This is a genomic window from Amycolatopsis sp. NPDC102389, assembly GCF_044765885.1.
GTDB lineage: Bacteria > Actinomycetota > Actinomycetes > Mycobacteriales > Pseudonocardiaceae > Amycolatopsis.
Genome location: NZ_JBIWKX010000015.1, coordinates 1,953 through 27,035, shown reverse-complemented (window position 1 = coordinate 27,035; position 25,083 = coordinate 1,953). Strand labels below are relative to the sequence as shown.

Annotated in this window: 26 protein-coding genes; 12 read left to right on the top strand and 14 right to left on the bottom strand. The window is 70.0% G+C overall.

Features of this window, described 5'->3' with window-relative positions; translation table 11 throughout:
* The first annotated feature begins 16 nt into the window (after positions 1-16).
* Positions 17-418 (top strand): hypothetical protein, encoded by a 402-nt coding sequence (locus tag ACIRGA_RS15820; protein WP_400941485.1) that lies wholly within the window; start codon positions 17-19, stop codon positions 416-418.
* A gap of 10 nt (positions 419-428) precedes the next feature.
* Here ACIRGA_RS15820 and ACIRGA_RS15815 read toward each other — a convergent pair whose 3' ends face one another.
* Entirely contained in the window at positions 429-1,766 is a 1,338-nt protein-coding gene (locus ACIRGA_RS15815; protein ID WP_400941483.1) for a GntP family permease, read from the bottom strand.
* Positions 1,767-1,905: 139 nt separating this feature from the next.
* Here ACIRGA_RS15815 and ACIRGA_RS15810 point away from each other — a divergent pair, with 139 nt between their 5' ends.
* Positions 1,906-2,784, top strand: a complete 879-nt coding sequence (locus ACIRGA_RS15810; protein ID WP_400941480.1) for a LysR family transcriptional regulator — start codon at positions 1,906-1,908, stop codon at positions 2,782-2,784.
* Position 2,785: 1 nt separating this feature from the next.
* On the opposite strand, the gene ACIRGA_RS15805 is transcribed toward ACIRGA_RS15810, so the two are convergent.
* On the bottom strand, positions 2,786-3,544 hold the full coding sequence (locus ACIRGA_RS15805) for an ABC transporter permease (RefSeq protein ID WP_400941478.1): 759 nt from the start codon (positions 3,542-3,544) through the stop codon (positions 2,786-2,788).
* Positions 3,541-4,452, bottom strand: a complete 912-nt coding sequence (locus ACIRGA_RS15800; protein ID WP_400941476.1) for an ABC transporter ATP-binding protein — start codon at positions 4,450-4,452, stop codon at positions 3,541-3,543. Before ACIRGA_RS15800 ends, ACIRGA_RS15805 begins: the two co-directional genes overlap by 4 nt.
* 178 nt (positions 4,453-4,630) lie before the next feature.
* On the opposite strand from ACIRGA_RS15800, the gene ACIRGA_RS15795 reads away from it, so the two are divergent.
* Positions 4,631-5,692: a tartrate dehydrogenase gene (locus tag ACIRGA_RS15795; RefSeq protein WP_400941474.1), complete on the top strand. Its 1,062-nt coding sequence runs from the start codon at positions 4,631-4,633 to the stop codon at positions 5,690-5,692.
* Between the two features lie 13 nt (positions 5,693-5,705).
* On the opposite strand, the gene ACIRGA_RS15790 is transcribed toward ACIRGA_RS15795, so the two are convergent.
* Together ACIRGA_RS15790 and ACIRGA_RS15785 are read right to left on the bottom strand one after the other, a co-directional pair.
* Entirely contained in the window at positions 5,706-6,767 is a 1,062-nt protein-coding gene (locus ACIRGA_RS15790; protein WP_400941472.1) for a hypothetical protein, read from the bottom strand.
* An 82-nt stretch (positions 6,768-6,849) separates the two neighbouring features.
* The gene (locus tag ACIRGA_RS15785; RefSeq protein WP_400941470.1) at positions 6,850-7,806 is read right to left on the bottom strand and encodes a zinc-binding dehydrogenase; all 957 of its coding nucleotides are present in this window, start codon (positions 7,804-7,806) and stop codon (positions 6,850-6,852) included.
* A 79-nt stretch (positions 7,807-7,885) separates the two neighbouring features.
* On the opposite strand from ACIRGA_RS15785, the gene ACIRGA_RS15780 reads away from it, so the two are divergent.
* Together ACIRGA_RS15780 and ACIRGA_RS15775 are read left to right on the top strand one after the other, a co-directional pair.
* Positions 7,886-8,521: a TetR/AcrR family transcriptional regulator gene (locus ACIRGA_RS15780; RefSeq protein ID WP_400941467.1), complete on the top strand. Its 636-nt coding sequence runs from the start codon at positions 7,886-7,888 to the stop codon at positions 8,519-8,521.
* Between the two features lie 118 nt (positions 8,522-8,639).
* Entirely contained in the window at positions 8,640-9,797 is a 1,158-nt protein-coding gene (locus tag ACIRGA_RS15775; RefSeq protein WP_400941465.1) for a serine hydrolase domain-containing protein, read from the top strand.
* Between the two features lie 45 nt (positions 9,798-9,842).
* On the opposite strand, the gene ACIRGA_RS15770 is transcribed toward ACIRGA_RS15775, so the two are convergent.
* The gene (locus tag ACIRGA_RS15770) at positions 9,843-10,757 is read right to left on the bottom strand and encodes a LysR family transcriptional regulator (protein WP_400941463.1); all 915 of its coding nucleotides are present in this window, start codon (positions 10,755-10,757) and stop codon (positions 9,843-9,845) included.
* 72 nt (positions 10,758-10,829) lie between these two features.
* Between ACIRGA_RS15770 and ACIRGA_RS15765 the strand changes: the two genes are divergently transcribed.
* Positions 10,830-11,795 carry a DMT family transporter gene (locus ACIRGA_RS15765; protein WP_400941461.1) on the top strand — a complete coding sequence of 322 codons (966 nt, stop codon included), beginning with the start codon at positions 10,830-10,832 and terminating at the stop codon, positions 11,793-11,795.
* Here the strand turns inward: ACIRGA_RS15765 and ACIRGA_RS15760 are convergent.
* Both ACIRGA_RS15760 and ACIRGA_RS15755 read right to left on the bottom strand, forming a co-directional pair.
* Positions 11,709-12,170, bottom strand: coding sequence for a universal stress protein (locus ACIRGA_RS15760; RefSeq protein WP_400941459.1), 462 nt, complete (start codon positions 12,168-12,170; stop codon positions 11,709-11,711). The two genes, ACIRGA_RS15765 and ACIRGA_RS15760, sit on opposite strands and share 87 nt — an antisense overlap.
* A gap of 7 nt (positions 12,171-12,177) precedes the next feature.
* A complete protein-coding gene (locus tag ACIRGA_RS15755) occupies positions 12,178-13,749 on the bottom strand; it encodes an MDR family MFS transporter (RefSeq protein ID WP_400941456.1) in 1,572 nt (523 codons plus the stop codon).
* A gap of 81 nt (positions 13,750-13,830) precedes the next feature.
* On the opposite strand from ACIRGA_RS15755, the gene ACIRGA_RS15750 reads away from it, so the two are divergent.
* Entirely contained in the window at positions 13,831-14,412 is a 582-nt protein-coding gene (locus ACIRGA_RS15750; RefSeq protein ID WP_072026315.1) for a TetR/AcrR family transcriptional regulator, read from the top strand.
* Here the strand turns inward: ACIRGA_RS15750 and ACIRGA_RS15745 are convergent.
* The 5 genes from ACIRGA_RS15745 to ACIRGA_RS15725 all read right to left on the bottom strand — a co-directional run bounded on the left by ACIRGA_RS15745 (position 14,400) and on the right by ACIRGA_RS15725 (position 20,079).
* Positions 14,400-14,885 carry a LysR substrate-binding domain-containing protein gene (locus ACIRGA_RS15745; RefSeq protein ID WP_400941761.1) on the bottom strand — a complete coding sequence of 162 codons (486 nt, stop codon included), beginning with the start codon at positions 14,883-14,885 and terminating at the stop codon, positions 14,400-14,402. The genes ACIRGA_RS15750 and ACIRGA_RS15745 overlap by 13 nt on opposite strands.
* A gap of 100 nt (positions 14,886-14,985) precedes the next feature.
* Positions 14,986-16,203 carry a glycosyltransferase gene (locus ACIRGA_RS15740; RefSeq protein WP_400941453.1) on the bottom strand — a complete coding sequence of 406 codons (1,218 nt, stop codon included), beginning with the start codon at positions 16,201-16,203 and terminating at the stop codon, positions 14,986-14,988.
* A 144-nt stretch (positions 16,204-16,347) separates the two neighbouring features.
* Positions 16,348-17,013 (bottom strand): LuxR C-terminal-related transcriptional regulator, encoded by a 666-nt coding sequence (locus ACIRGA_RS15735; protein ID WP_400941450.1) that lies wholly within the window; start codon positions 17,011-17,013, stop codon positions 16,348-16,350.
* Positions 17,014-17,160: 147 nt separating this feature from the next.
* Positions 17,161-17,808: a TetR/AcrR family transcriptional regulator gene (locus ACIRGA_RS15730; RefSeq protein WP_400941448.1), complete on the bottom strand. Its 648-nt coding sequence runs from the start codon at positions 17,806-17,808 to the stop codon at positions 17,161-17,163.
* A gap of 39 nt (positions 17,809-17,847) precedes the next feature.
* Positions 17,848-20,079: an ATP-binding protein gene (locus ACIRGA_RS15725; protein ID WP_400941446.1), complete on the bottom strand. Its 2,232-nt coding sequence runs from the start codon at positions 20,077-20,079 to the stop codon at positions 17,848-17,850.
* A 93-nt stretch (positions 20,080-20,172) separates the two neighbouring features.
* On the opposite strand from ACIRGA_RS15725, the gene ACIRGA_RS15720 reads away from it, so the two are divergent.
* On the top strand, positions 20,173-20,805 hold the full coding sequence (locus ACIRGA_RS15720; protein ID WP_400941444.1) for a LuxR C-terminal-related transcriptional regulator: 633 nt from the start codon (positions 20,173-20,175) through the stop codon (positions 20,803-20,805).
* Positions 20,806-20,811: 6 nt separating this feature from the next.
* Here ACIRGA_RS15720 and ACIRGA_RS15715 read toward each other — a convergent pair whose 3' ends face one another.
* On the bottom strand, positions 20,812-21,381 hold the full coding sequence (locus ACIRGA_RS15715) for a response regulator transcription factor (RefSeq protein WP_400941759.1): 570 nt from the start codon (positions 21,379-21,381) through the stop codon (positions 20,812-20,814).
* Between the two features lie 403 nt (positions 21,382-21,784).
* On the opposite strand from ACIRGA_RS15715, the gene ACIRGA_RS15710 reads away from it, so the two are divergent.
* From ACIRGA_RS15710 to ACIRGA_RS15695, 4 genes are read left to right on the top strand one after another with little or no spacing between them, the layout of a single operon-like run.
* Positions 21,785-22,306 carry an Arc family DNA-binding protein gene (locus ACIRGA_RS15710; RefSeq protein ID WP_400941441.1) on the top strand — a complete coding sequence of 174 codons (522 nt, stop codon included), beginning with the start codon at positions 21,785-21,787 and terminating at the stop codon, positions 22,304-22,306.
* Between the two features lie 51 nt (positions 22,307-22,357).
* Positions 22,358-23,203, top strand: a complete 846-nt coding sequence (locus tag ACIRGA_RS15705; protein WP_400941440.1) for a DUF4097 family beta strand repeat-containing protein — start codon at positions 22,358-22,360, stop codon at positions 23,201-23,203.
* A gap of 11 nt (positions 23,204-23,214) precedes the next feature.
* A complete protein-coding gene (locus tag ACIRGA_RS15700; protein ID WP_400941439.1) occupies positions 23,215-24,165 on the top strand; it encodes an ATP-binding cassette domain-containing protein in 951 nt (316 codons plus the stop codon).
* A complete protein-coding gene (locus tag ACIRGA_RS15695) occupies positions 24,162-24,953 on the top strand; it encodes an ABC transporter permease (protein ID WP_400941438.1) in 792 nt (263 codons plus the stop codon). The genes ACIRGA_RS15700 and ACIRGA_RS15695 overlap by 4 nt, the downstream gene beginning before the upstream one ends.
* The last annotated feature ends 130 nt before the right edge of the window (positions 24,954-25,083 follow it).

The window sequence follows — 25,083 nt, the reverse complement described above, 5'->3', positions numbered from 1 at the left end:
GGGCAGGGGAGAACAGATGAGCGCCGAGGACACCGCCGCCATGAGGGCGACGCTGGACGGTCTCGTCCGCGAGCAGTCGGACCGCCGGGCACTGCGGGATCAGCGGGCCGCCGAGATCAAGGCGAGCTCGCAGGAGTTCATGACCAAGCAGGTCCAGACCGCCCAGCGGTACGTCGAACACCGGCGGGAACTGGGGCAGCGCAAGACGAAGTCCGGTTGGAGCACCGACCGGTCGCACGCGCGGCCGGGGAACGCGTCAGCGTTCGAAGACGACTCCGTGGACATGGCGGCTCCGTTCGGCTCGGAGCCGCCCCCCGCCCCCACCGGACGCGACATGCCTCGGCGCGCTCCCCGCGCCCGCCCGGCACCGGCCGACGACGAGGACGACGCCTTCCTCAACAACCGTTGGCGTGACTGACTTCGCGCCGTCAGACGACCAGGCCGAGCGCCAGCACGATCGGGAGCGAGATCACCGACGCCAGTGACATGGCGACGGTGTGGGTCTTGAACGTGCCCCGGGTGCTCAGCCCGAGCAAGGATTGGAACATCCAGAAGAAGTTGCTGCTCACGTGAGGAAGGAACAGCGCGCCCGAGCAGGCGGCGAGGGCGACCAGCACCACCGGGACGCCGAGTGAGCCCGCGATCGGCGCGAGGATGCCCGCCGCGGTGATCGCGGAGATCGAGATGGATCCCATCGCGATGTGCAGGACGGCGGCGATCAGCCACACGAGTACCAAGGGTGGCAGGAAACCGGTGCCGAACGAACTCGCCAGCACATCGCGCAGCCCCGACTTCCCGATCACTTCGGCGACGGAGCCGGAGAGACCGGACAGCACGAGAATGGGGCCGGCCATCGCCAGCGCCTTGCCGACGGCGGCGTTGACCTCGTGCCGGGGCAGGACGCGCCGGGCGAGCAGATGCGCGAGACCGGCGCCGAGCGCCATGGCGATCACCGGCTCGCTCAGCAGCGACACGGGTCCCAGCGGGAAACGGAAGGCGTCCGCGAGCGCGCCGAGGGCGATCAACGACAGGGTCAGCAGCACCGGGGAGACGGACAGCGAGAGCGGCAGTTGCCGGGCGGCAGTGGTGGTGACCGTCGCTTCGCCGCCGGTATCGGCCTTGAGCTCGTCTGCGGCCGGATTCCACCGGAGCGTCCGGCGCAGCAGCACGGTGAAGACCAGCGTCGTGAGCACGGCGGTCGGAAGGCCGACGGCCAGTCCGAACAGGAACATCTCGCCGAGCGGCACCCGGAGGAGCCCCGCGACGGCCAGGGCCGCCACGCCGGGGACGACGAACACGAGCCCGACCTCGATCCCCGCGGTCAGCGCGCCGCCCATGAGCGCGACACCCCTCGGCCCCAGCCTGCCGCCGAGACGCCGGGCCAACGGCGCGGTGAGCACCAGGACGACGTCGGAGTAGATCGACGTGAACACGGTCGACAGCGAGACCGCGAACACCATCGGCACCCGCTTCTCCCCGAAGACACCCAAGAGCCGTTCGAGGACGCGATGCAGGGTGTTCATGGCCGTGAGCAGTGAACCGATGACGACCCCGAAGGTGATGAGCATGCCGATCTCGGCCATCACGTCACCGAATCCGGCGGCGAGCGCTTCGGTCGTGCCGCCCACCCCGAGCCCCGTGGCGAGCCCCAGATAGGTGGCGCCGATCAGCAGGCCGAAGATCGGGGGCGTCTTGAGCCAGGTGATCATCACGACGATGCCCACGATGGCGATGCCGGTGTGGGCAAGGAGCCAGGCATCGGACACGGCGCCCTCCTCGGGATCCGGGACGGCGCCGGTGCCGTCCCTCGTAGCGACCCAGTAAGCCCTTCGGGTGGCTCGCCGGTCCAAGACCGGGTAGCTGGCAAGGTGATAGGCCTCGGCTATCGACCACAAGGAGGCCGGAGTGGATGCCCGTCAGCTGAAGTACTTCCTGGCCGTCGTCGACGCCGGAAGCGTCCACCGGGCCGCTGAACTGCTCTTCGTCGCCCAGCCGTCGGTTTCCCAGGCGTTGCGCACGCTCGAGCGGGACCTCGGGAGTCTCCTGTTCCACCGGACCGGCCGTCGCCTGGTGCTGACCGCCGCGGGGCACGCGCTCGTCCCGCCCGCGCGGGAGGTCATGCGCGGGCTGGAGCTCGCCAGGGCGACGGTCGAGGCCGTCGACGGTCTTCTCGGCGGGGAACTGGTCATCGCCTCGATGCCGTCGCAGTCGGTCAGCCCGCTCACCGACTTGATCGCCGCCTTCGCCGCCGCCAATCCGCTGGTGCGGATCTCCGTCCGCGCGGCGAGCACACCCGCCGACGTCGGGAAGATGCTCACGACCGGCGACGCCGAACTCGGCGTGGTCGCGGCCTCGCCGGCGGCTTCGGCGCTGCCCGGCCTCGAAGCGCTGCACCTGGAGACCCAGCGCTTCGCCTTACTCGCCCGCGACGAGGCGGCGCTTCCCGCCGCGGACCCGGTCCGCCCCGCCGAGCTCGCCGGGGCCGCGCTCATCGTCGGCCAGCAAGGCACGGGAATGCGTCGTGTGGCGGACGCCGTGCTTCGTGAAGCTCCCGGCAGCCGGTTCGCCGTCGAGGTGGAACACCGGGAAGCCGTCCTGCCCCTCGTCCTCGCCGGCGTCGGCATCGCGGTGGTCAGCGATTCCTGGCGCGCGCTGGCGAACGCGGCGGGCGCCGCCGTGCGGGCGCTGGACTGCCCCGATTCCCTGGCGGTGTCGTTGGTGCACAGGCCGGGGCGACTGAGCCCCGCCGCGGCGGCTTTCCACGGGTTGGCGGCATCCGGCTGATTCAGGCGTCTCGCCGGCCGATGGCGGCCAGTCCGGCGTAGGTCGCGGCCGTCACCCACACGGCCATCGCGATGAGCGCGCCGAGCGGAGACAGCTGGGCCTCCGCGCCGCTGAGCTGTCCCGCCAGTTCCGAGGGCAGGACCGCGGTGATCCGGTCGTTCCATGGCGCGGGCAGCAACATCTGCGAAGCCATCGGCAAGACGAAGAGCACGACGGCCATGGTGACCAAGGTTCCGGCCGTGGATCTGATCATCGTCGCGAGGCCGAGCGCGATCAGGGCGACCACCGTCATGAGCAAGCCCTCGGCCAGTACCACCGGCAACCCGGTGCCCACCGAGGTCAGTGACCCGATCGGCCGGTCGCCGATCACCAGCCTGCTCATGAAGAGCGTCGCCACCGCGACCGCTTCGCCCGTGATCAGGCTTGTCACGGCGACGACCGTGACCTTCGCCAGCAGGAGTCTCCGTCGCACGGGAACCGCGATCAGGCTGGTGCGGATCATCCCGGTGGAGTACTCGGACGTCGCGGTAAGGATCCCGAACGTCATCAGGCACAGCCGCACGACGGTGAGGACGGAGGTCCCGTCACCGAGGCCGCCGAAATGCGATCGCTCGTCCGGGGTGGCCGAATCCCAGGCGCCCGCGGAGATCAGGGCCATCAGGCCGCCGACCAAGACGGCCGCGGCCGAGAAGCCGAGCAGAGTGCGGGTCGAGCGGATCGATCTCGCTTTGATGGTCTCCGAGGCGATGACGTCGATCACGAGGTCTTCCTTCCGGCGCGGTATTCGGTGCTGTCGTCGGTGAGCTTGAGGTAGGCGTCTTCGAGGGAGTCGCTGCGCGGTGTGAGCTCATGCACGGCGATGTGGTGCCGTACGGCGACGTCGCCGATCGTCACGGCATCGATTCCTTGTACCGCAAGGCTTCCGTCGGAATGACGGGTGACGGCCGCGCCCGCCGCGCGCAGCAGGCCGGCCAGTTCGGCCTCGTTCGGAGTGCGCACCAGCACGTCGCGCCGGAACCGTCCGGCGAGTTCGGGCATCGAGGCCTGCGCGATCAGCCTGCCCCGCCCGATGATCACGATGTGGTCGGCGGTGAGCTCCATTTCGCTCATGAGATGGCTGGAGACGAGGACGGTCCTGCCTTCGGTCGCCAGCGAGCGCATGAGGTCGCGGATCCACCGGATCCCTTCCGGATCGAGACCGTTGCCCGGTTCGTCGAAGAGGAGGATCCCGGGATCGCCGAGCAAGGCGGCGGCGATCCCGAGCCGTTGTCTCATCCCGAGCGAGAAACCGCCGATCCGCTTGCCCGCGACGGCGGTGAGGCCGACCCGGTCCAGCACCGTGTGCACTCTCGGCTTGTCGATGCCGTTGCTGCGGGCCAGGCAGTGAAGGTGGTCGAAGGCGCGACGCCCGCCGTGGACGGCGCCCGCGTCGAGCAGCGCGCCGACGTGGTGCAGCGGGCGCTCGATGGCCGCGTAACGCCTGCCGTTGATCAACGCCTCGCCGGAGGTCGGGCTGTCGAGGCCGAGAACGGCCCGCATGGTGGTGGACTTGCCCGCCCCGTTGGGGCCGAGGAAACCGGTCACGTAGCCGGGATCGACCCGGAAGGACAGGTTGTCCACGGCGACCGCGGGGCCGTAGCGCTTGGTCAATTCCCTGAGCTCGATCATGCCGGAAATGCTGGCCCGCCAACGCGATCGGCGAATCGGACCGAGGGTCCACCCGGTGGCTCGTCCCACAGTCGGGATCGGGCGGTGAAGTCCCACCATGGGTTGATAGGCGCAGCCTCTCAACGCGGCAGCAACTGGGTCTTGGACGCGCGGCACCGGCCCGACGTCCACTGGACCCATGACCAGTTACCGCATCGCGCTCATCCCCGGCGACGGCATCGGCACCGAGGTCCTGCCGCCCGCCCAGGCAGTGCTCGCCGCCGTCGGCAAGCGGCACGGGATCGAATTCCGCTACGACTCCTTCGACTGGTCCTGCGAGCGCTACCTCGCCGAGGGCGCGATGATGCCGTCCGACGGGCTCGACCGGATCCGGCGGCACGACGCCGTGCTGCTCGGCGCGGTCGGCTGGCCAGGGGTGCCGGATCACGTGTCGTTGTGGGGGTTGCTGATCCCCATCCGGCGCGGCTTCCGGCAGTACGTCAACCTCCGGCCGGTCAAGGTGCTCGACGGGGTGCCGAGCCCGTTGCGCGGTGCCGGAGACGTCGACCTCGTCGTGGTACGGGAGAACGTCGAGGGCGAGTACTCCGAGATCGGCGGGCGGCTCGGCCGGGGCACCGAAGACGAGCTGGCCGTGCAGGAGGCGGTGTTCACCCGCAAGGGGGTCACGCGCGTCGTCGAGTACGCCTACACGCTGGCCGAGACCCGTCGAAACCACGTGACTTCGGCGACGAAGAGCAACGGGATCGTCCACACGATGCCGTTCTGGGACGAACTGGTGGAAGAGGTGGCGGGGCGGCACCAGGACGTGCGCACGGACAAGGAACACATCGACGCGCTCGCCGCGAAGCTCGTCCTGGCGCCCGAACGGTTCGACGTGATCGTCGGTTCCAACCTCTTCGGGGACATCCTGAGCGATCTGGCGGCCGCGGTGGCCGGGAGCATCGGTGTCGCCCCGGCCGCGAACCTCAACCCGGAACGGGAATTCCCGTCGATGTTCGAGCCGGTGCACGGCTCCGCTCCCGACATCGCCGGGCAGGGCAAGGCGAATCCGTTGGGCGCCTTGTGGTCCGCGGCCATGATGCTCGACCACTTGGGACACCACGAAGCGAGTGAGGAACTGCTGGCCGCCGCTTTCGGCGCGCTGGCCGACGGCGTCGCCACCGTCGATCTCGGCGGGACGGCCGACACCGCCGGGTACACGCGGGCGGTGCTGGACCGGGTGGGCGTTGTCGTGAGCTGATCGGGCACCCGGATCACGAGCGGTGCCAGGCGATCCCGCGATAAGTGGAGCTGGCCGCGGCGAAGCCGTAACCGATGATGACGGTGCCGCTCGCGTTGATGTGCTGGGCCACGATCGCCGTGAGCCCGTGAGGTGACGGGAGCGGGAAGGGTTTCCCGTCCGCGTCCCAACGAACCGGCCGCACCGTCCCCTGGCTGACGGATTCGCCGACGACCGTCCCGGCTTCGTCGATGTCGAAACACGTGCTGGCGACGTCCGAAGGCAAGGGCCGCAGCACGGTGGGGCGACCGTCGGGCTCCCAGCGCGCGCAGATGCCGTGCCGGTCCGGGGTCATGCCCCAGCCGATCGCGACACCGCGCCCGGTGATCCGGACGACCTGTCCCGCGGAGAACTCCGGTTCACCGGTCAGCAGGACGGTACCGCCGTCGCGGTTCCACACGACCCCGTCGCCGAGGATGGCGCCGGAGTCGGTGATCCCGCACGCCGTCGCGCGGCGGGGCGGGGGCAGTTTGCCGATCTTTCCCGAGGACGTCCAGCGCACCGCGGTCCGGACGCCCATGCCGTTCTTGGCCGATCCGACGACCTCGTCCAGCCCGTTCAGATCGTGCCCTTGCGTCTCGCCGTCGCCGGGAAGGGTGCCGAGTTCGACGGCTTCACCGCCGGGACTCCAGCGCAGTGCCCGCCACCGGTAGCCCGGCCACATCACGTTCCCCAGCACCGATCCGCGTTCGTTCACCCGGCACGCCGTGCCGGAGACCACGCCGTCGGGGAGTTCGAGAGCGCGCGTCCGGCCGTCGGGCAGCCAGCACACGGGCCGGAGGTGCTCGCCGACGTAGAGCGAGCCCGCGACCATCCCCGCGGCGTTGACGCTGACGGCGCGGCCGCCGGAACAGCCGTCGAGGACAGGCAGCGGAGTGGGGCTGCCGTCGCCGTCCCACCACACCGGCCGGGAACCCGACTCGCCCACGATCGTCCCAGCGTCGTTGACGCAGTACGCGCCGGTGCCCTCGCCGTCGGAGAGCGGCCGTAGGTCGACCGCCGTGAAGCCGGGTCCCTCGGGCATCGGATCGGGCACGAGTGGGCAGCCTAGTGCGAGAGCGCACGCGATGGGGAAACTTGCACTGACCGGGTGACAGGGCGCTCCACAATGGACCTGCCTACGGGGTCAGCACGATCCTGCCGAAGACCTCGCCGTCGTCCATCTTCCGGTGCGCCAGAACGGCTTTCTCCAGCGGCAGCAGTTCGTGCACCACGGACCGCAGCTCACCGCGCGCCGCCGCGGCGAACTGGTCCGCGGTCGCCGCCAGCCGATCGGCCTCGGGGATCGAGTCCGCGCTGAAGGCGGCGAACGACAGGGACTTCCGGAAGGTCGCCATCAGCTTCGCGCCGAAGTCCGCGGGTGGCATTCCCGCGACCACGCCGATGGCGACCATGCGGCCGTTCGGGTTCATCCTGTCGAAGAAGGAAGGCATGTCCACTCCGGACACGATGTCGATGATGACGTCGTAACCCGCCGGGCCGTCGCCCGCGCCGGAGCGGTCGAGGACGTGGGTCGCGCCCAGCTCGCGCAGACGGTCGCCGCGTTCGGCCGAGGACGTCGTGACCGCAACGGCGCTCGCGCCACCGCTCGCCGCGAGCTGGACCGTCATGATCCCGATGCTGCCCGCCGCCCCGCGTACCAGCACCGATTCGCCCGCCGCGAAAGGGGCGTGGGCGAGCGCGAACCGGGCCACCATGCCGGAGGTCCCGAGTGCCACCGCGTCGGCGGCGGGCAGGTTTTCGGGGAGGGGCACGATCTTCTCGGCCGGGATGGCGACCTGTTCGACGTAGCCGCCGCCTTCGCCGGTGAACGCCCAGACGCGCCGCCCGATCCAGGCCGGATCGATGTCGTCGCCGACCGCGGTGACCGTGCCCGCCACCTCGTTGCCGGGGATGTGCCCCTCCTGGAAGCCGAACCCGGCGAGGGCGCCGCTCCGGATCACGGTGTCGACGCCGCCGACGCCGATCGCTTCCACGCCGATCAGCACTTCTCCGGCGGCGGGGACGGGGGTGGGGAGGTCGATCACGGCAAGGCCCTCGGGGGCGCCGAACGTCCGGATCTCGACTGCTCGCATTTTCGGTCTCCTGATCGTCGATCACTGTCGCGGCGGACGTTAACGGACGCCCCCGTCCGTTTTGGCTAAAGTGAGAGTGGTGACCGATCATTTGCCTCGGATCCCGCGCTCCGACGCGCTGGACAACCGTGAACGCATCCTCGAAGCGGCCCGCGCGCTGTTCGCCACCGAGGGCCTGAACGTGCCGCTGCGGGAAGTCGCGCGCCGCGCCGAAGTCGGTCCCGCCACGCTGTACCGGCACTTCCCGACCAAGGAGATCCTGGCGACGGAGGCCTTCGCCGACCAGATGCGCACCTGCCAGCTCGTCGTCGACGAGGGGCTCGCCGACCCGGATCCCTGGCGCGGCTTCTGTTCCGTGATCGAGAAGATCTGCGAGCTGCATTCGCGCGACCGGGGTTTCACGGCCGCCTTCGTGTCGGCCTTCCCCAAGGCGGTGGACTTCACCGCGGACCGTGATCACGCGCTCAAGGCGATCGCCGAGCTGGCGGGCCGGGCCAAGGACACCGGGAAGCTGCGCCCCGACTTCGTCATCGACGACCTGATCCTCATGCTCATGGCCAACAACGGGATCCAGGCCGCTTCGGCGGCCGCGCGGGTGGCGGCGTCCCGGCGGTTCGCCGCGCTCGTGATCCAGGCCTTCCGTACCGTGCCGGAACGGGCGCCGCTGCCACCGGTGGCGCGGCTCGCCCTCGTGCTGCCGGGCATGGGCCGCTGAAAGCCACCGACAGGTGAAACCCTGAGAAGACCCTGTCCTCCGTTGGTACCACAGGGGGAGGCGACGTCGTCCTCCAAGCCGATGCCCGGTGCACCGTGAACTTCGTAGTTTTGCCGGTATGAAACGAACTTCAGTGGTCATCGCCGCACTTTGCGCGGCAACGCTCGTTTCCCCGGCCGTCGCGTCCGCGGCGCCATCCCTGCAGCGGACACTGCAGCGCGACGCCGACACGCTCGTGGCGAACGGTTCACCCGGTGCCCTCGTGGAGTTGAGCACCGGCAACGGCGGTGTCAAGGTACGCAGCGGCCACGGCGACCTGCGGACCAGGACCCCGGTGCCCTGGAACGGTCACTTCCGGATCGCCAGTTTCAGCAAGACCTTCCTGTCCGCGACGATGCTCCAGCTCGTCGGCGAGGGACGGCTTTCCCTGGAGGACACCGTGGACCGGTGGCTGCCGGGGGTGGTGAGCGGGAACGGCAACGACGGCAAGGCCATCACCGTCCGGCAGTTGCTGCAGCACACCAGCGGCCTGCACGACTACATGGCGGAGCTCGACCTCTTCACCGAGAAAGGCTTCCTGCGTCACCGGTTCGACGAACTCAGCGCGTCCGAGGCGGTGAAGCTGGCGGTCGGCAAACCGCCGGAGTTCGAGCCGGGAACGAGCTGGGGATACTCCAACACCAACTACGTGCTCGCCGGGCTGGTGACCGAGAAGGTCACCGGCCGGGACTGGCGGCAGGAGATCGTCGAGCGGATCGTCCGTCCGCTGGATCTGCGCGAGACCACCCTGCCCCACACGTCGCCGTTCCTTCCCGCCCCGTACGCGCGGGGCTACGACCGGTTCGTCGTCGAGGGTTCGAACCCGCCGCGGCTCGGACGGCGGGTGGACGTGACGCTGATGAATCCGTCGATGGGCGGGGGAGCGGACGGATCGATCAACAGCACCACGGAGGACGGCAACAAGTTCCTGCGGGCGTTGCTGGGCGGCAAGGTGCTCGAACCCGCTCTGCTGGCCGAAATGAAGAAGACCGTGCCCGCGCCGGGACTCGGCGAGTACGGCCTCGGCCTCGCGAAGGCGAAGGCGTCCTGCGGTGAGTACTGGAACCACGGCGGCGCGCTGCCCGGATACCTGACGGGCAACGGCGTGACCGAGGACGGCAAACGCAGCGTGATGGTTTCGCTGAACACCCTCACGCCGTACAACCCCGGCGCCGAACTCCCGGCGGGGAACCCGCTGGACCCGGTGATCGACCACGCTCTCTGCGGTCGCGGCTGATCCGCCTCGTGAGTGGTGAGGACCGGGACCAACCGTCCTCACCACTCACGAGCCCCAGGATCTCGCGGCCTCCACCAGCGCCATGACGCATTCGGCGACGGCCGGCCGCGTTTCGCCCCGAGGTTGCACGGCGTAGAGCTGCCGGTGCAGGACCGGTTCGAGCGGCGCGTACGCCACGGTCGGCGGCGCGATCGTGGTGGCCATACTCGGCACGAGCGTGACCGCGCCGAACCCGGCGACGACGGCGAACTGCGTCCCGAAGCCGCTGACCGTATGCCGCACGATCGGTTCGATCCCGCGTTCGCGCAGGGTCTGGCGGAGCCAGGCGTTCGCCAGGGTGGGCCGCGCCCAGGCGACCCAGATCTCCTCCGCGAGGTCTTCGGCGCGGACCGAATCCGCCTCCGCCAGCGGATGTCCGGCCGGGAGCGCGATCATCGCCGAGTCGTCGCGCAGCTCGGTCCAGCGGGTGGCGGGCGGCCGGGTGAGCGGCAGGTTCTCCCAGCTCTCGACGACCACGACGTCGAAGACACCGTCGGTCAGCGCGGGAAGGGCCACTTCGGGTTCGACCTCGTGCAGCCGCGCCTCGATGCCGGGGTGGCGGACGGCGAGGCCGGTGAGGGCGGGCGTGATGAACGTGTGCACCCCGGAGGGAATGGCGCCGATCTCGACGACGCCGGTCGTCTCGCCGGTGAGGGAGTCCAGATCCGCCCGCGCGGCGCGGAGTTCGGCGAGCACCCGGTCCGAACGCTGCGCCAGCAGCAGCCCCGCCGGGGTGAGCCGCACGCCGCGCCCGTGGCGGACGAGCAGCGCGGTGCCCGCCTCGCGCTCCAGTTTGGTCAGCTGCTGGGAGATCGCCGACGGCGTCACGTGCAGCAGCTCGGCCGCCGCGGCGAGCGATCCCCGCCGCCACACCGCGTGCAGCATCCGCAGCCGTTCCACATTGGACAGATCGCCACTCATTAGCCGAGCTTAACCCTCGGGGTAAGAGGATCTCGCTGGTCCTCCCCGCCACCGTGCGATCGAATCAAAACCATGGCCCACCAAAGAGTTCTCACCGATCCGCGGGCGCAAGGAGTCCTCGGAGCCCTCGCGATCGCCTTGTCCGCCCCGCTCGTCGCGCTGTCCGGGGTCAGCTCGACGACGGCGACGTTCTTCCGCTGCCTGTTCGCGTTGCCGATCCTCGTGCTGCTGGCCCGGACGCGGGAGCGCGGGCACCGTCCCACCCCGGCCGCGCGGCGTCGGCACGTGCTGGCCGGCGTCCTGCTCGGGATCGACATGGTCCTGTGGAGCGAAGCGATCTTCTCCGTCGGGGCGGGCGTCGCCACGGCGCTCGTGAACGTCCAGGTGGTGCTCGTCCCGCTCGCCGGGCTGCTGTGGTTCGGCGAACGGCCGTCGCGGCTGTTCTGGCTGTCGATCCCGGTCATGCTGGCGGGAACGGCACTCGCCGGGGGACTGGCGGACGGCGGCACCGCGGGCAGCGATCCCTGGTACGGCACCGTCATGGCGATGCTCGCGGGTGTGGCCTACGCCGGTTACCTCGTCCTGCTGCGCCGCGCCGGGACCGAAGGCGGCGGTCATACGACGATGCTCGCCACGGCGACCGCGGCTTCCGCGAGCGTGGGCGGAGTTTCGGGGCTGCTGGCGGGAAATCTCGACGTCACGCCGTCCGCTTCGGCGCTGCTGTGGCTGCTCGCGCTGGCCGTGACGGCGCAGGTGCTCGGCTGGCTCCTGATCGGGAAGGCCCTGTCCGCGCTCCCCGCGAGCGGCGGGTCCGCCGTGCTGATGCTGCAACCCGCCGCCGCGATCCTGTTCGGGGCCGTCCTGCTCGGTCAGTGGCCGACACCGCTGCAGCTGGCGGGCTGTGCGCTCGTCGTCGCCGCGGTGGGGGCCGTCTCGTTCCTCGGCCGGTCGTCAGGGAACCACCAGCACCGGCCAGTGCCCGGTCCTGATGAGCTTGGTCGCGACCGACCCCGCGAACCGGTGACCGGCCTTCTGTGACGCGTCGACCACGACGGTGTCGACGTGGCTGCGGTCGGCGGTGTCGCGGAGCGCGGTGTACGGATCGCCGAAGGTCTTCAGGAAGCTGACCGGCACTTCGAGCTCCTCGGCCGCCGCGCGCATCTGCTCGCGGATCTCTTCGTAGAGCTGCACCGCCGTGTCGTGTTCCACCGTCGCCGCGATCGCGGGACCGAGGGCCGGACGGCAGACGAAGGCGACGATCAGCCTGCCGCCCTCGCGCCGGGCCATGCCGAAGGCGAAGGCGGCCGCCCGCATCGCCGTGTCGGAGCCGTCGACCCCGGCCAGGATGGCCCGCCCCGTGTGGTGCCGGGGCGGGCCGAAACGCTCCACAGTGGACTCGAAGGCCCCGTTCATCGCGCGCCTACCGCGCGACCGGGTCGGACGCCGGGGCTTCCGTCTCCACGTCGAGCGTGGTGCGCAAGGTGAGCGGCTTGAGCAGCAGCGCCGCGATCACGCCCACGACGCCGACCGCCGCGGAGATCAGGAAGATGTGCGCGGTCGCGTCGCCGTACACGGTGTGCACGATCGTCTGGACCTCCGGCGGCAGCGCCTTGAGGTTCAGCGCGCTGACGCTGCCCGTCGACGCCTGACCCGCCGGCACGTGCAGTGCGGTGGACAGGTCGGCGGTGACCCGGTTCGCGAGGACCGCGCCCAGCACCGAGACCCCGATGGTGCCGCCGAGCGAGCGGAAGAACGTCACCGAGGCGCTGGCCGCGCCCAGATCCCGCAGCGGCACGGTGTTCTGCACGGCGAGGACGAGGTTCTGCATCGTCATGCCGACACCGATGCCGACGACCGCCATCGCGATGCCGACCAGCCACAGCGGCGAGGCGTGATCGACGGTGCCCAGCCCGAGGAAGCCGATCACCAGGGTGATCGTGCCCGCCACGATGTACGGCTTCATCCGCCCGGTGCGGCTGATCAGGCGTCCGGACACGGTCGAGGAGACGAGCACGCCGCCCATGAGCGGAATGGTCAGCAGACCGGCTTCGGTGGGGGAGTAGCCGCGGCCGATCTGGAAGTACTGGCCGAGGAACACCGCGCCGCCGAACATCGCCATCCCGACCGCGAGGCTCGCGATGATCGCCAGCGCCGGGGTGCGCTGAGTGATGATGTGCAACGGGACGACGGGTTCGCGGACCTTCCGTTCCACCAGAACGGCGAGGACGAGGAGCACGACACCGCCGGCCACCATGACGGCCGTCTGCCAGGACAGCCAGTCGAAGCCGTTGCCCACGAACGAGACCCAGATCAGCAGGACACTCACGCCCGCGGCGATGAGCCCGGCGCCGAGGTAGTCGACCTGGACGTTCTCCCGGCGCACGGTCTCCAGCTTCAGGGTCCGCTGCAGCACGAGGAACGCCGCCACCGCGATCGGCACGCCGACGAAGAAGCACCAGCGCCAGCCCAGCCAGGGCACGTCCACGATCAGGCCGCCGAGCAGTGGGCCGCCGACCGTGGCGACCGCCATGACCGCGCCGAGGTAACCGTTGTAGCGGCCGCGTTCACGCGGCGGGATGATCGCGGCGATCACGACCTGCACGAGTGCCTGCAGGCCGCCGACGCCGATGCCCTGGAACGCGCGGGCGGCGATCAGCTGTCCGGTGTTCTGGCTGAACCCGCTGATCGTCGACCCGATCACGAAGATCACGATCGCGATCTGCACCAGCGTCTTCTTGTTGAACAGGTCGGCGAGTTTGCCCCAGATCGGCGTGGTGGCCGTCGCCGCCAGCAGGGTGGCCGTGACCACCCACGTGTACTGCGTCTGCGTGCCGTTCAGCGAGCCGATGATCAGCGGCAGGGCGGTCGACACGACCGTCGAGCTGATCATCGCCACGAGCAGCGCGAGCAGCAGACCGGACAGCGATTCGAGCACCTGGCGGTGCCCCATCGCCCCGGACGGTGCCTCCGCCGTCGTTCCCTCGGTCTTCATGGCGTCCTTTCGAGCGGCGATTGTTGCTCATTGTGCAAACTTGCACAGTGAGCACTTTATTCCCCTCGCTACGCTGTCCAGGTGGACACCCTCGACACGCTCCGCACCCGCAAGAAGGCGGCGACGCGGCAATCGCTGCACGAGGCCGCGCTCCGGCTGGCGATGGAGCACGGTCTCGACGGGGTGACCGTCGAGGACATCGCCGACGCCGTGGGCGTGTCCCGGCGGACCTTCTCGAACTACTTCGCGAACAAAGAGGACGCGATCCTGCACGCCGACCGCGAGCGCACCGGGCTGCTGGTGTCGCTGGTCGAAGGCAGGCCGCCCGGTGAGAAGCCGTGGCAGGCGCTGCGCGCGGCGTGCCGGGAGCTGTACCGGGCGCACCCCGTCCCGGATCGTGAGTGGGTGGCGCAGCTACGGCTGCTGCGGCGGCATCCGTCACTGCTCGCGCGGCAGGCCGGCGATCAGTTCGCCCTCGAACGCGACCTGATCGCGGTACTGCTCGCCAGGGGGCACGGCCTCGATCAGGAACTGGCCAGGCTCACCGCGGCGACCTTCCTCGCCACGTTGCGCACGGGAAACGTGCTGTGGCTGGAAGGTCCCGAGGAGCAGCCGCTCCCCGAACTGGTCGACCGGTTGCTGGGCCGCGTTCAGCTCCGGTGACCGATGGCGTACGCGGTCGTCACCACGGTGGTGGCCGCGCGGACGAAGGCGGCGACGGCCGGTGAGCGGGAGTCCTGTGGCCACATCACGGCGAGTGTCGTGGGCTCCACGTCTTCGACGGGCAAGTACGTGATCCCCGCCCTGCGGTAGCGATCCGCCACCGAGACCGGCAGGAAGCACACGATGGCTCCGAGTTCGACCAGTTTGAAGATCTGAGTCAGGTCCGAGACGGGACCATGGGGCGCCGCGGTGGCGGGTGGTCCGGCCGTAGGGCCCTGATCGGCAGGCGCGCCGTCGGGAAGGAGACGGCCTTCGAGATCCGCCAGGGTCAGCCGCGACCTGGCCGCCAGCGGGTCGTTCGCCGCCAGCGCCACCAGCCGGGGTTCGGTCAGCAACTGAATGTGGCGGCCAGGTGGTCGCAGGTCCGTGAAGGCCTCCTTCCCTACTCTGAAGGTAGGGAAGGAGGCCTTCACGGACTTGCAGGGGCGAGCAAGCGCGGCGGTGGCCTGCTGGGGCACCTCTCGTGAGTGGTAAGTGTCGTTCTAACGACACTTACCACTCACGACCACCGGGCTACGCGTTCACGGTGTCGACGAGCAGCTTCGCGGCCACCGTTGCCCCATCGGTCCGGATCGTGTCCGCCACGGCCTTCGCCCGCGCGCCGGTTTCGGGGGACAGGGCCGCCGTCAGCGTGGCGGTCAGGGAATCGACGGTCGGCTCCGGATCCTGGTGCGCCACACCGATTCCCAGCTCGTCCACCCGCTTCGCCCAGAACGGCTGGTCCGCGATCCGGGGAACGACCACCTGGGGCGCGCCCGCCCGGGCGGCCGTCGTCGTGGTGCCCGCGCCACCGTGGTGCACGACGGCGGCCACCCGGCGGAAGAGCGCCTGCTGATTGACTTCGCCGACGACGAAACAGTCGTCGGCGTCGTCGATCGACGCCAGGCCCGCCCACCCGCGGGCGAGCAGGATCCGCCGTCCCAGCGCGCGGGCGGACTCGATGGCCACCCGGGCGATGTCCTTCGGCGCGTACGCGGCCATGCTGCCGAAGCCCACGTACACCGGCGGCTCGCCGGACTCGAGGAAGTCCTCCAGCTCGTCCGGGAGCGGCCGGTCGTCGGGCCGGATCCACGCTCCCGTCGGGACGAGGTCGAGGTCCGTCATCCCCTCCGACGGGCACAGCACCGTGTCCGCCGCCAGCCACGGCGAGCCGGTGAAGACGTGATCGCGGACGTTGTCCACCGGCGGCAGCCCGATCGCCGCGCGGTGGCTGTTGAGCGCCCCGCCGTACAGGGCGTTGACGCGTTCGGCGTCCTGTCGCCACAGCACCCGGTTGTCGGTCTCGCCCTCCGGGGACGGCGTGCCCGGCCGCATCCCCGGGGCGAAATGCCGCGACGGCAGCCCGAAGGTGTGGAAACACGCGTACACGTAAGGAATTCCCAGTTTCTCGGCGACATCCCGCGCGCCGGCGGGCAGGAGACCGGTCGCCAGGATCGCGTCGCAGCCTTCTTCCGCCGCGGCGGAAAGCGTTTCGAACCGGGCGGCCACCAGCGCCGGGGCGAGCTTCAGCGCGTCTTCCCCCGTCGGCGGTTTCGGCCCGGCGACCACCGAGTGCACCGTCGGGCCGAGCGGTACCAGGGGCACCCCGGCCTGCTTCAGCAATTTCACGAATTCCTCGTCCGGAGGCGCGCACACCAGCGCCTCCACACCGAGTTCCCGCAATTCCACCGCGAGCCCCACCAAGGGTTCGACATCTCCGCGTGACCCCCACGTCGTCAGCAAAACACGCACTTAGCGACTCCCATTTCCGCAGATTCCGGCCTTCGGCGGGCAATTCTGGGGGATGACCGGGGCCTTGCCGCAAGCCCCCATGTCCGCTATAAGTTGAAGGGGGCGGGGAAATGGTCCCTCTTTCGTCCACTCTGGACGGGGTTCTCAGATCGAGCCGGTGCGCAGCGCGAAGGCGACGGCGTGCGTGCGGTTGTGCAGGCCGTACCGCGACATCACCCGATGGAGGACGTTCTTCACCGTGCTCTCCGAATAGGCCAGTTTGGCCGCGATCTCTTCCGTGCCATGGCCGTCGGCCAGCAGCCGGAGCACCTCACGTTCCCGGTCGGACAGCCCGGACAAGGCGAGGCCGTTGGGGACCAGCAGGTCTTCCTGGATCCGTTCGAGCTGGGAGAGCAGGCTGCCCTGCAGACGCGGCGGCAGCGCGCCCGCGCCCTGGCTGACCGCGAGGATCGTCCGCACGAGGTGCTCGCCGTCGAGGTCGCGTCGCGGCAGCAGGGCGGCCATACCGCATTCGATCGCGGTCATCAGGACCTGGACCGGGAAGTGGTCGGTGACGATCACGCATCGCGGCGGCGTCGCGAGTGACGACGCGGCGCGAACTTGGCGCAGGAAAGCGAAAACCCCGTCGCCGATCGAGTCTCCGACGGTCACGATGACTTCGGCCGGCCCGAGGTCGGTGTCGGGCAACACGTCCAGCCGCTCGTCGGCGCCGAGGATGCTCGTCGTGCCCAGCCCGGCCAGCAGATCCGGGGCGTGCACGGCGACTCTGACGCGTTCGGTCCTCCTGCTGATCTTCTCCCCGTGAATCATGATCGAAGTCCCCCCGAAGCGCCTGAATCAGTTAATAGCTCTTGCGGTACTTAGAAGCTATAACGTTACAACGTTGCATGTCAACCGTGGACCGCAACGTCACAGGGCAAGACGCCCGAGAGGCGGGAAAGGTTCAGTGCGCGGCGGTCACCGGCTCGTGAGGTCGTCCAGTTCGTCCGCGATCAGCAGATCGGGGTCGAATTTCATCCCGGCGAAATGGCCGGCGAGTTCGAGCGAGAGCACGCCGTGCAGGCGGGTCCAGAAGGCGAGCGCGCGGTGCAGGGTCGCGGACGGGGCCGGATCGTCGCCCGCCCACTCGCGGTGGCCGTCCAGATGCCTGTCGAACGGGGTTTCCGGGGTGTCCACGGTGATCGCGCGGCACGCTTCGAGCAGCACGGCCATGACCTCGCTCGAAATGGCGGTGGTGTCGTCGGGCGCGTGGTAGCCGGGGACCGGCGTGCCGTAGATGAGGAAGTAGCGTTGAGGGTCGCTCCGGGCCCAGTCCCGGATGGTGACGGCGAGCCCGGCCAGGTCGGCGCCGCCGTCGAACGCCGCACGGACGGTGTCGGCGAGACTCCGGTACGCGTCGCGGATGAGCGCGGTGACGAGGTCGTCGCGGCTGGCGAAGTACCGGTACAGGGCGGGACCGCTCATCCCCACCTGTTTGGCGATCGCGTTGAGCGACAGCGCGGGCACCCCGGCGGTGGCGATCTGCTCCCACGCGTGCTGCTTGATCTCCGCGCGCACCTGGTCGCGATAGCGCTCCCGCGGGCTCTGCCCGTCCGCGTCCGTCATCGGCCCTCCCGTTCCGTCGGCCCGAAGCTTAGTTGGCGATCACTCGGGCAGGAGCGCCAGTTCGGCCAATGCCTGCTCCCGCCACGCGGTGAACGACGGTCCGGGGGAGAGTTCCACGGCCAGGGCGAGGCATTCCCTGGCCTCCTCGAAGGCACCGGCCTCCCGCCAGGCCCGTCCCTCACGGATCGCGCTGACCACTTCCAGCCCGTCGAAACCGCCTTCCCAGGCGAGCCACCGGCTGGTGCGGTACTGGCTCGCCGCTTCCCGCCATTCGGCGAGATCACCGTGCACGTCGCCGATGGCGCGCACGGTCAAGGTCTTCAGCAGCCGATGGAAATCGGGATACGTGTCACCCGCCAGCCGTTCGGCGTCGGAGAGCACCGCCCGGTGGACGGCGAGCGCCTCGGTATGCCGCCCGGCGTTGAGCAGCGCGCGCCCGTACATGTTCCGTGCCGTGGTCTGCCCGTCCCAGAACGGCAGTTCGTGCGCCAGTTCGTACCCGCGCTTCGCGAACTCGAACGCTTCGTCGCCCTGCCCGGTCAACCGCAGCACCTGGCCGAGGTAGATGGACGCCCAGGTCTGCTCGACGTGGTCACCGATCCGGACGGCGATGTCCAGCGCCCGCCGGTGCGCCGCCACGGCGCCCTTGTCGTCGCCGAGACAGACGCTGGCCGCCCAGCCGACGAAGTTGACCAGCTTCGCCTCTGCCGCGTCGTCGCCGAGCGCGCTCGCCGCCGCCGCGCCGAGGGAGAAGATCTCCCACCACGGCCGCTGGGCACTCCGTCCGTCGGAGTACCAGTGCAGCGCGACGGCGAGATCGCGGACCTCCCGGTGCCAGTCCTTCCGTGCCGCCAGCCGGTGCGCGGCGACCCAGTTCCCGCCCTCGACGTCGAGCCAGCGGGCACCTTCTTCCCGTGAGCCGAACCGGCCGGTCTCGGATGCCTTGGGGTAGAACAACTTTGCCGCTTCCGCTGCCTTGTCGAGCAGATGGGCGAGCACGATGTCCCGCGCGGCGGGGTCCTCTTCCGCCTCGAACCGTTCCTCGGCGAACAGGCGGATCAGGTCGTGGAACTGGTGCCGTTCCGGTTCCGCCGTGGTCTGCAGGAGGCTGGCGTCGACGAGTTCGTCGAGATGATCGCGGACGTCGGCGGGGGCCGCGCCGGAGACGACGATCGCGAGTTCGAGACCGAAGCCAGGGCCGGGCACGGTCGCGAGCCGGCGGAACAACCGCCGTGCCTCGGGCGAAACCGCGCGATAGGACAGATCGAAGGCCGAGCGCAGTTGCAGATCGCCCGCCGCGAGCGCGCGCAGCCGGGTGCTTTCGTCGCGCAGCCGGTCGGCGAGGTGGGCCAGGGACCAGTGTGGCCGGGTGGCGAGCCGGTTGCCCGCGATCCGGACCGCGAGCGGCAGGAAGCCGCACAGCTCGGCGAGTTCGCGTGCCGCGGCGGGCTCCGCCCGCACCCGGTCGGCGCCGATGATCTTGGCGAGCAGGCCGGTCGCGCCGTCGTCCGACAGCGGTTCGAGCCCCAGCCAGCGGGCGCCTTCGAGACCGGCGAGCGTGCGGCGGCAGGTGATCAGGGTCAGGGAGCCGGGCCCGGCGACCAGCAGTGGCCGGATCTGTGCCTCGTCAGCGGCGTTGTCGAGCAATAACAGGACCTTCCGGCCTTCGAGCAGCATCCGCAGCAACGCCGATCGTTCGGCCTCGGAGGCGGGCACCTGTCCCGGCGCGACGTCCAGCGCGCGCAGCAATCGGTCGAGCGCGGCCTGGGCGCTCAGCGGTTCCTCGTCCATCCCGCGCAGGTCCACCGCGTAGCTCCCGTCCGGGAACTCCGTACGCCACAGGTCCGCCGCGGTCACCGCGAGCGCCGTCTTCCCGACCCCGGCCTGCCCGACGATCGCGACCACGCCGCCACCTTCGGCGACCTTCGCGGAAAGCTGGTCCAGCTCACGTTCACGGCCGGACAGGTCCGCGGTGGGCGCGGGCAGCGCGCAGGTCGCCGCGACCTGGGCGGCCAGCGCCGGATTCCGGCGCCGTCCCTGTTTGGCGACGGTCAGGAAGAACTCCCGGTCACCGCCGGTCAGGCCGAGCGCGTCGGCCAGCACTTCGGCGGAGCGTCGCTGGGCGGCCCGCGCGCGGCCGCGCTCCAGCTCGCGCAGGGCGCGGACACTGATACCGGAGGCCTCGGCCAGCCGCCCCTGTGTCCATCCCGCGGCCCGCCGGTGTTCGAGCAGGAGCTTGCCGAACACCGACCGCGTCTCGTTCGCCTCCACCGCGGTCCATTCAACCGGCAGGCTTCCGAAGACGAAAAGCTGCCCCCTGCTTCCGCTTGTCCCGCCTTCCGAAGGGCCGGTTACCTGGAAGGCATGTCGACGATCATGACGACGCCCGTCCGCCCGGTCGTCCGGACCGAGATCCGGGTCGCCGTGCACGCCGGTGATCCGCTCGTCCTGGCTGGGCTGCGCAGCGCGCTCGGTGCCGGCCCCGGCATCACCTTGCGCGACGACCCGGCGAAGGCGGACGTCCTCGTCGCGGTCGCGGGCGACGATCCGCGGCATATCCCGGCCGGGGCCGCCCGGCTGGTGCTGGTGGCCGATCACCCCAACCAGGCCGAACTGTGGGCCGCGGTCGAGCGCGGGCTCGCCGTCGTCGTCGCGCGTTCCGAGGCGACGCCGGGACGGTTGCTGCGCGCGGTCGCCGACGCCCACGCCGGCCGGGGCGATCTGCCCGCCGATCAGCTCGGCAGTCTGTTGCGCGGGATTTCGCGGCTGAACAAGGAAGTTCTCGAGCCGCGCGAGCTCACGCTCAGCGGTCTTTCGCCCCGCGAGACCGAAGTGCTCCGGTTGCTCGCGGAAGGATTCGACACCGGTGAGATCGCCCGGCGGGTGGCCTACTCCGACCGGACCGTGAAGAACATCCTGCACGGCCTGCTCAGCCGGTTCAATCTGCGCAACCGCACCCATGTCGTGGCGTACGCGCTCCGCGAAGGTCTCATCTGAGCGCTTTCAGATGACCCCTTCCCGGATCGCGTAAGCCACCGCGTGCGACCGGTTCCGCAGCCTCAGCCTGTCGGTGACGGCGTAGATGACGTTCTTCACCGTTCGTTCCGAATAGGCGAGTTCGGTCGCGATCTCCTGAGTGTCCAGCCCGTCCGCCATCAGGCGGAGGACGTCGATCTCGCGTGAGGAGAGCTCGGCGCCGGCCGGCCCGTTCGGCGCGAGCATCTCCCGGTGGAGCCGCTCGGCGTGGTCGGCCAGCCTGCGGAGCAGTTCCCTCGGCGGGCCCACGGCGCCCGACGCGGCGGCACGGACGCCGTCGGCCACCCGGGAATCGGTCATCGCCGACCTCGGCAGGATGGCGACCACCCGGCACGTCACCGCCGCGGTGAGGCCGCCTTCCTCGATCCGGTCGGTCACCAGCACGATCGGCTTGCCGAGTTCGGCGGCGACGCCGCGCAACGCCGTGACCGCGTCGGCCGAAAGGCGGTCGAAAGCGGCGACGACGACGTCGGTTTCGTGCCGCGCCCGGTCTTCGAGCACCTCCACGGACGCGCGTGCGTCGAGGAGGTCGACCATTCCGGCCTTCGTGATGGGGTCCAGGGCGCAGACGCTCACCCGAACTGTTCGCATGTGTTCGTCTTCCGTCCACTGTGGATCTTCGCTTTGTCAAGAGCCGCAAGGACAAAAAGCGCTGCCCGCATACGCGAGCGGACCTCTTGTACGGTGGGAACCGGGTAGCGGCCCGCCTCGGGTGACCCCCACGCTCGACGGCGGGTCGCTTCCTTTTCCGCGCGGCTCGTGGCGATTCTCGCCCGCCATGAACGGCTCCGGCAACGCGTTCGGCCGCCTCCTGCTTCGCCCGCCAGCCGAGACTGGCCGAAGGGGCAAAAGTAGCCCTGACCTGCGAAGACGCCACGTTGGCTCAGGTTGGCGCCAACTTGGCCTTGCGTTGGCGCCAAAGTGGTGCCATGATGGCATCATGGATTTGACGCCCTTTGTGGACAACGTTCGCCGGGAACTCGCCGTCGCCGCGGAAGCCGGGGGAGCCGAGGCGAGCGCGCTCGCCGAACGCCTCACCGCGCCGCTCGCGTCGGCCATGCGTCTCGCGCTGCTGGACGCGTTGTCCGCGGCGTCGGACGAGATCACCCGTGACCTCGCGCCGGGTTCGGTCGAGGTCCGGTTGCGTGCCGGGGAAGCCAGCTTCGCCGTCACGCCTCCCACGGTCGAGCGGACTGAACCAGCCGGACCCACCGCGGCCGCCGCGCCGGAGCCGCCGCCGGTGCCGGAGGAAGAAGGCGCCACGGCCAGGATCAACTTCCGGCTTCCGGAAAACCTCAAGACACGCGTCGAGGAAGCCGCGGCCGCGCAAGGCCGTTCGGTCAACGCGTGGCTCGTGCGCGCCGCGTCCGCGGCCTTGCAGCCGTCGGAGCGGGCCGCGCCGCCCGCCTCGGAGAGCGGCGGACACCGCGTCGCTCAGCGCTACACCGGCTGGGTCAGCTAAATCTCCTAGACCAGCACAAACACCGATCACACCACCTCTGAGGGGACAACCATGCCTACTTTCGCCACCCCGGAACCCATTCTCGCGGACCTCGAGCCGGTCATCGGCAACGTCCGGATCGTCGCCGGAGACCGCGCCGACACGGTCGTCGAAGTCGCTCCGCTCGACGAGAACAACGAGTCCGACATCGACGCCGCGAAGTGCACCGTCGTCGAATTCTCCGGCGGTACGTTGACCGTCCGCGCGCCGAAGATGCGCCTGCTCGACTTCTCCAGGCGGACGAGGTCGATCGACGTGACCATCGAACTGCCCGCCGGATCCCGGGTGCAGGGGAGCACCGGGCTCGGCGACCTGACCGTGACCGGGCGGATCGGCGGCTGCCGCTACAAGTCCGGCACCGGGCACATCCGGCTGGACCGCGCCGGCGAGCTGAAGCTGCACACCGCGTCCGGGAACATCGTCGTCGAGCACGCCGACGGCAACGCCGACATCAGCACGAGCTCCGGCCGCGTCCACGTCGGCGGGATCGACGGCACCGCGGTGGTCAAGAACTCCAACGGGCCCACCACGATCGGGGCCGCCGGCGACTCGATCCGCGTCCGGTCGGCCAACGGCGACATCACCGTCGAGAAGGCCGAAAGCGGTGTCGAAGCCAAGACCGCCAACGGTTCGGTCCGCGTGCTCGACGCCGCCAGGGGCACGCTCACCCTCGAGACGTCGTTGGGGGACGTCGAGATCGGCATCCGCGAGGGCAGCGCGGCCTGGCTCGACGTCAACACCGGCTTCGGCCGCGTCATCAACGACATGGCCGCCGCCACCGCGCCCGGCGCCACGACCGACAAGGTCGAAGTCCACGCCGGCACCTCCGTCGGCGACATCATCGTCCACCGTTCCTGAGGGGAATCCACATGAGACACCCGGCCATTTCCGCGACCGGACTGCGCAAGTCCTATGGCGACAAGGTCGTCCTGGACGGCATCGATCTGCACGTCCCGACCGGAACCGTATTCTCACTGCTCGGACCCAACGGTGCGGGCAAGACCACCACGGTCAACATCTTGTCCACTTTGGTCAGTCCGGACGCCGGCGCCGCGACCATCGCCGGAGCGGACCTGGCGACCGACCCGGACGGGGTCCGCTCCGTTATCGGTCTCACCGGCCAGTTCTCCGCGGTCGACAACCTCCTCACCGGTGAGGAGAACCTGTTCCTGATGGCGGATCTGCACCATCTGCCGCGCCGTACCGGGCGCAAGCGGGCCGTCGAACTCCTGGAACGGTTCGAACTGACCGACGCCGCGAAGAAGACGCCGTCCACCTTTTCGGGCGGTATGCGCCGGAAACTCGATCTGGCGATGACGCTGATCGGCGACCCCAAGGTCATCTTCCTCGACGAACCGACCACCGGTCTCGACCCGCGCAGCCGCCGCACGATGTGGCAGATCATCCGGGACCTCGTCGACGGCGGTGTGACGATCTTCCTCACCACGCAGTACCTGGAAGAGGCGGACCAGCTCGCCGACCGGGTCGCCGTACTCGACGGCGGCCGGATCGTCGCGCTGGGCACGCCCGACGAACTGAAGCGACGCGTGCCCGGCGGGCATATGCAACTGAAGTTCCCCGACGCGATCTCGTTGCGCGACGCGACCCGTGTGCTCCGAGTGTCCACTTCGGACGAAGAATCCCTGGCGCTCCGTGTGCCGACCGACGGGACCGTCGCCGCCGTGCGCACCGTCCTGGACCGGCTCGACGCCGAAGCCGTCGCCGTCGACGGCCTCACCGTGCACACGCCGGATCTCGACGACGTGTTCCTCAGCCTCACCGGTCACCGGACCGAAGCGACCAAGGAGATGGCCCGATGAGCACCCTGTCCCTCTCGGTGCGCGACTCGACGACCATGCTGCGCCGCAACATCCGGCATATGCAACGGTATCCGTCGCTCACCATCATGCTGATCGGGCAGCCGATCGTGTTCCTGCTGCTGTTCGTCTACGTTTTCGGCGGCACGCTCGGGAACGGTCTCAGCGGCGGCGGAGGCGGCAGGGCCGAGTACGTCGGCTATGTCACGCCCGCCATCCTGCTCGTCACCGTGTGCAGCGCCGCTCTCGGCACCGCGATCTCGGTGGCGACGGACATGACCGAGGGCATCATCGCGCGGTTCCGCACGATGGCGATCAGCAAGGCCTCGGTACTGACCGGGCACGTCGTCGGCGCGCTCATCCAGACGGCGTTCGCGCTCGCCGTGGTCTTCGGCGTCACGCTGCTCATCGGGTTCTCCCCGACGGCGGATGTCGGCGAATGGTTCGCCGTCGTCGGTGTGCTGCTGTTGCTGACCATCGCGCTCACCTGGCTTTCGGTGGCGCTGGGCCTGGCGGCCAAGAGCGTGGAAACGGCCAGCAACACACCCATGATCTTCATGTTGCTGCCCTTCCTCGGCAGCGGGTTCGTGCCCACCGACTCCATGCCGGCCTGGCTGCGCTGGTTCGCCGACTACCAGCCGTTCACGCCGGTCATCGAGACCATCCGCGGCCTGCTGCTCGGCACCCCGATCGGCAGCAGCGGCTGGCTCGCGGTCGGCTGGTGCGTCCTGCTCTCGGTCGTCGGATACGTGTGGTCGAAGTCCTTGTTCGCCAAGGAACGCGACCGCTGACCTGGGTATGCACTGGGGGTCGCCCCGGGCCGGATTCTTCGGTCCGGGGCGCTTGGTCTTGGGTCGGGTGGGTCGTGGGGGGGGGGGGGGGGTGTTTAAACGAAAACCCCCCAAACCCCGCTGTTACCCC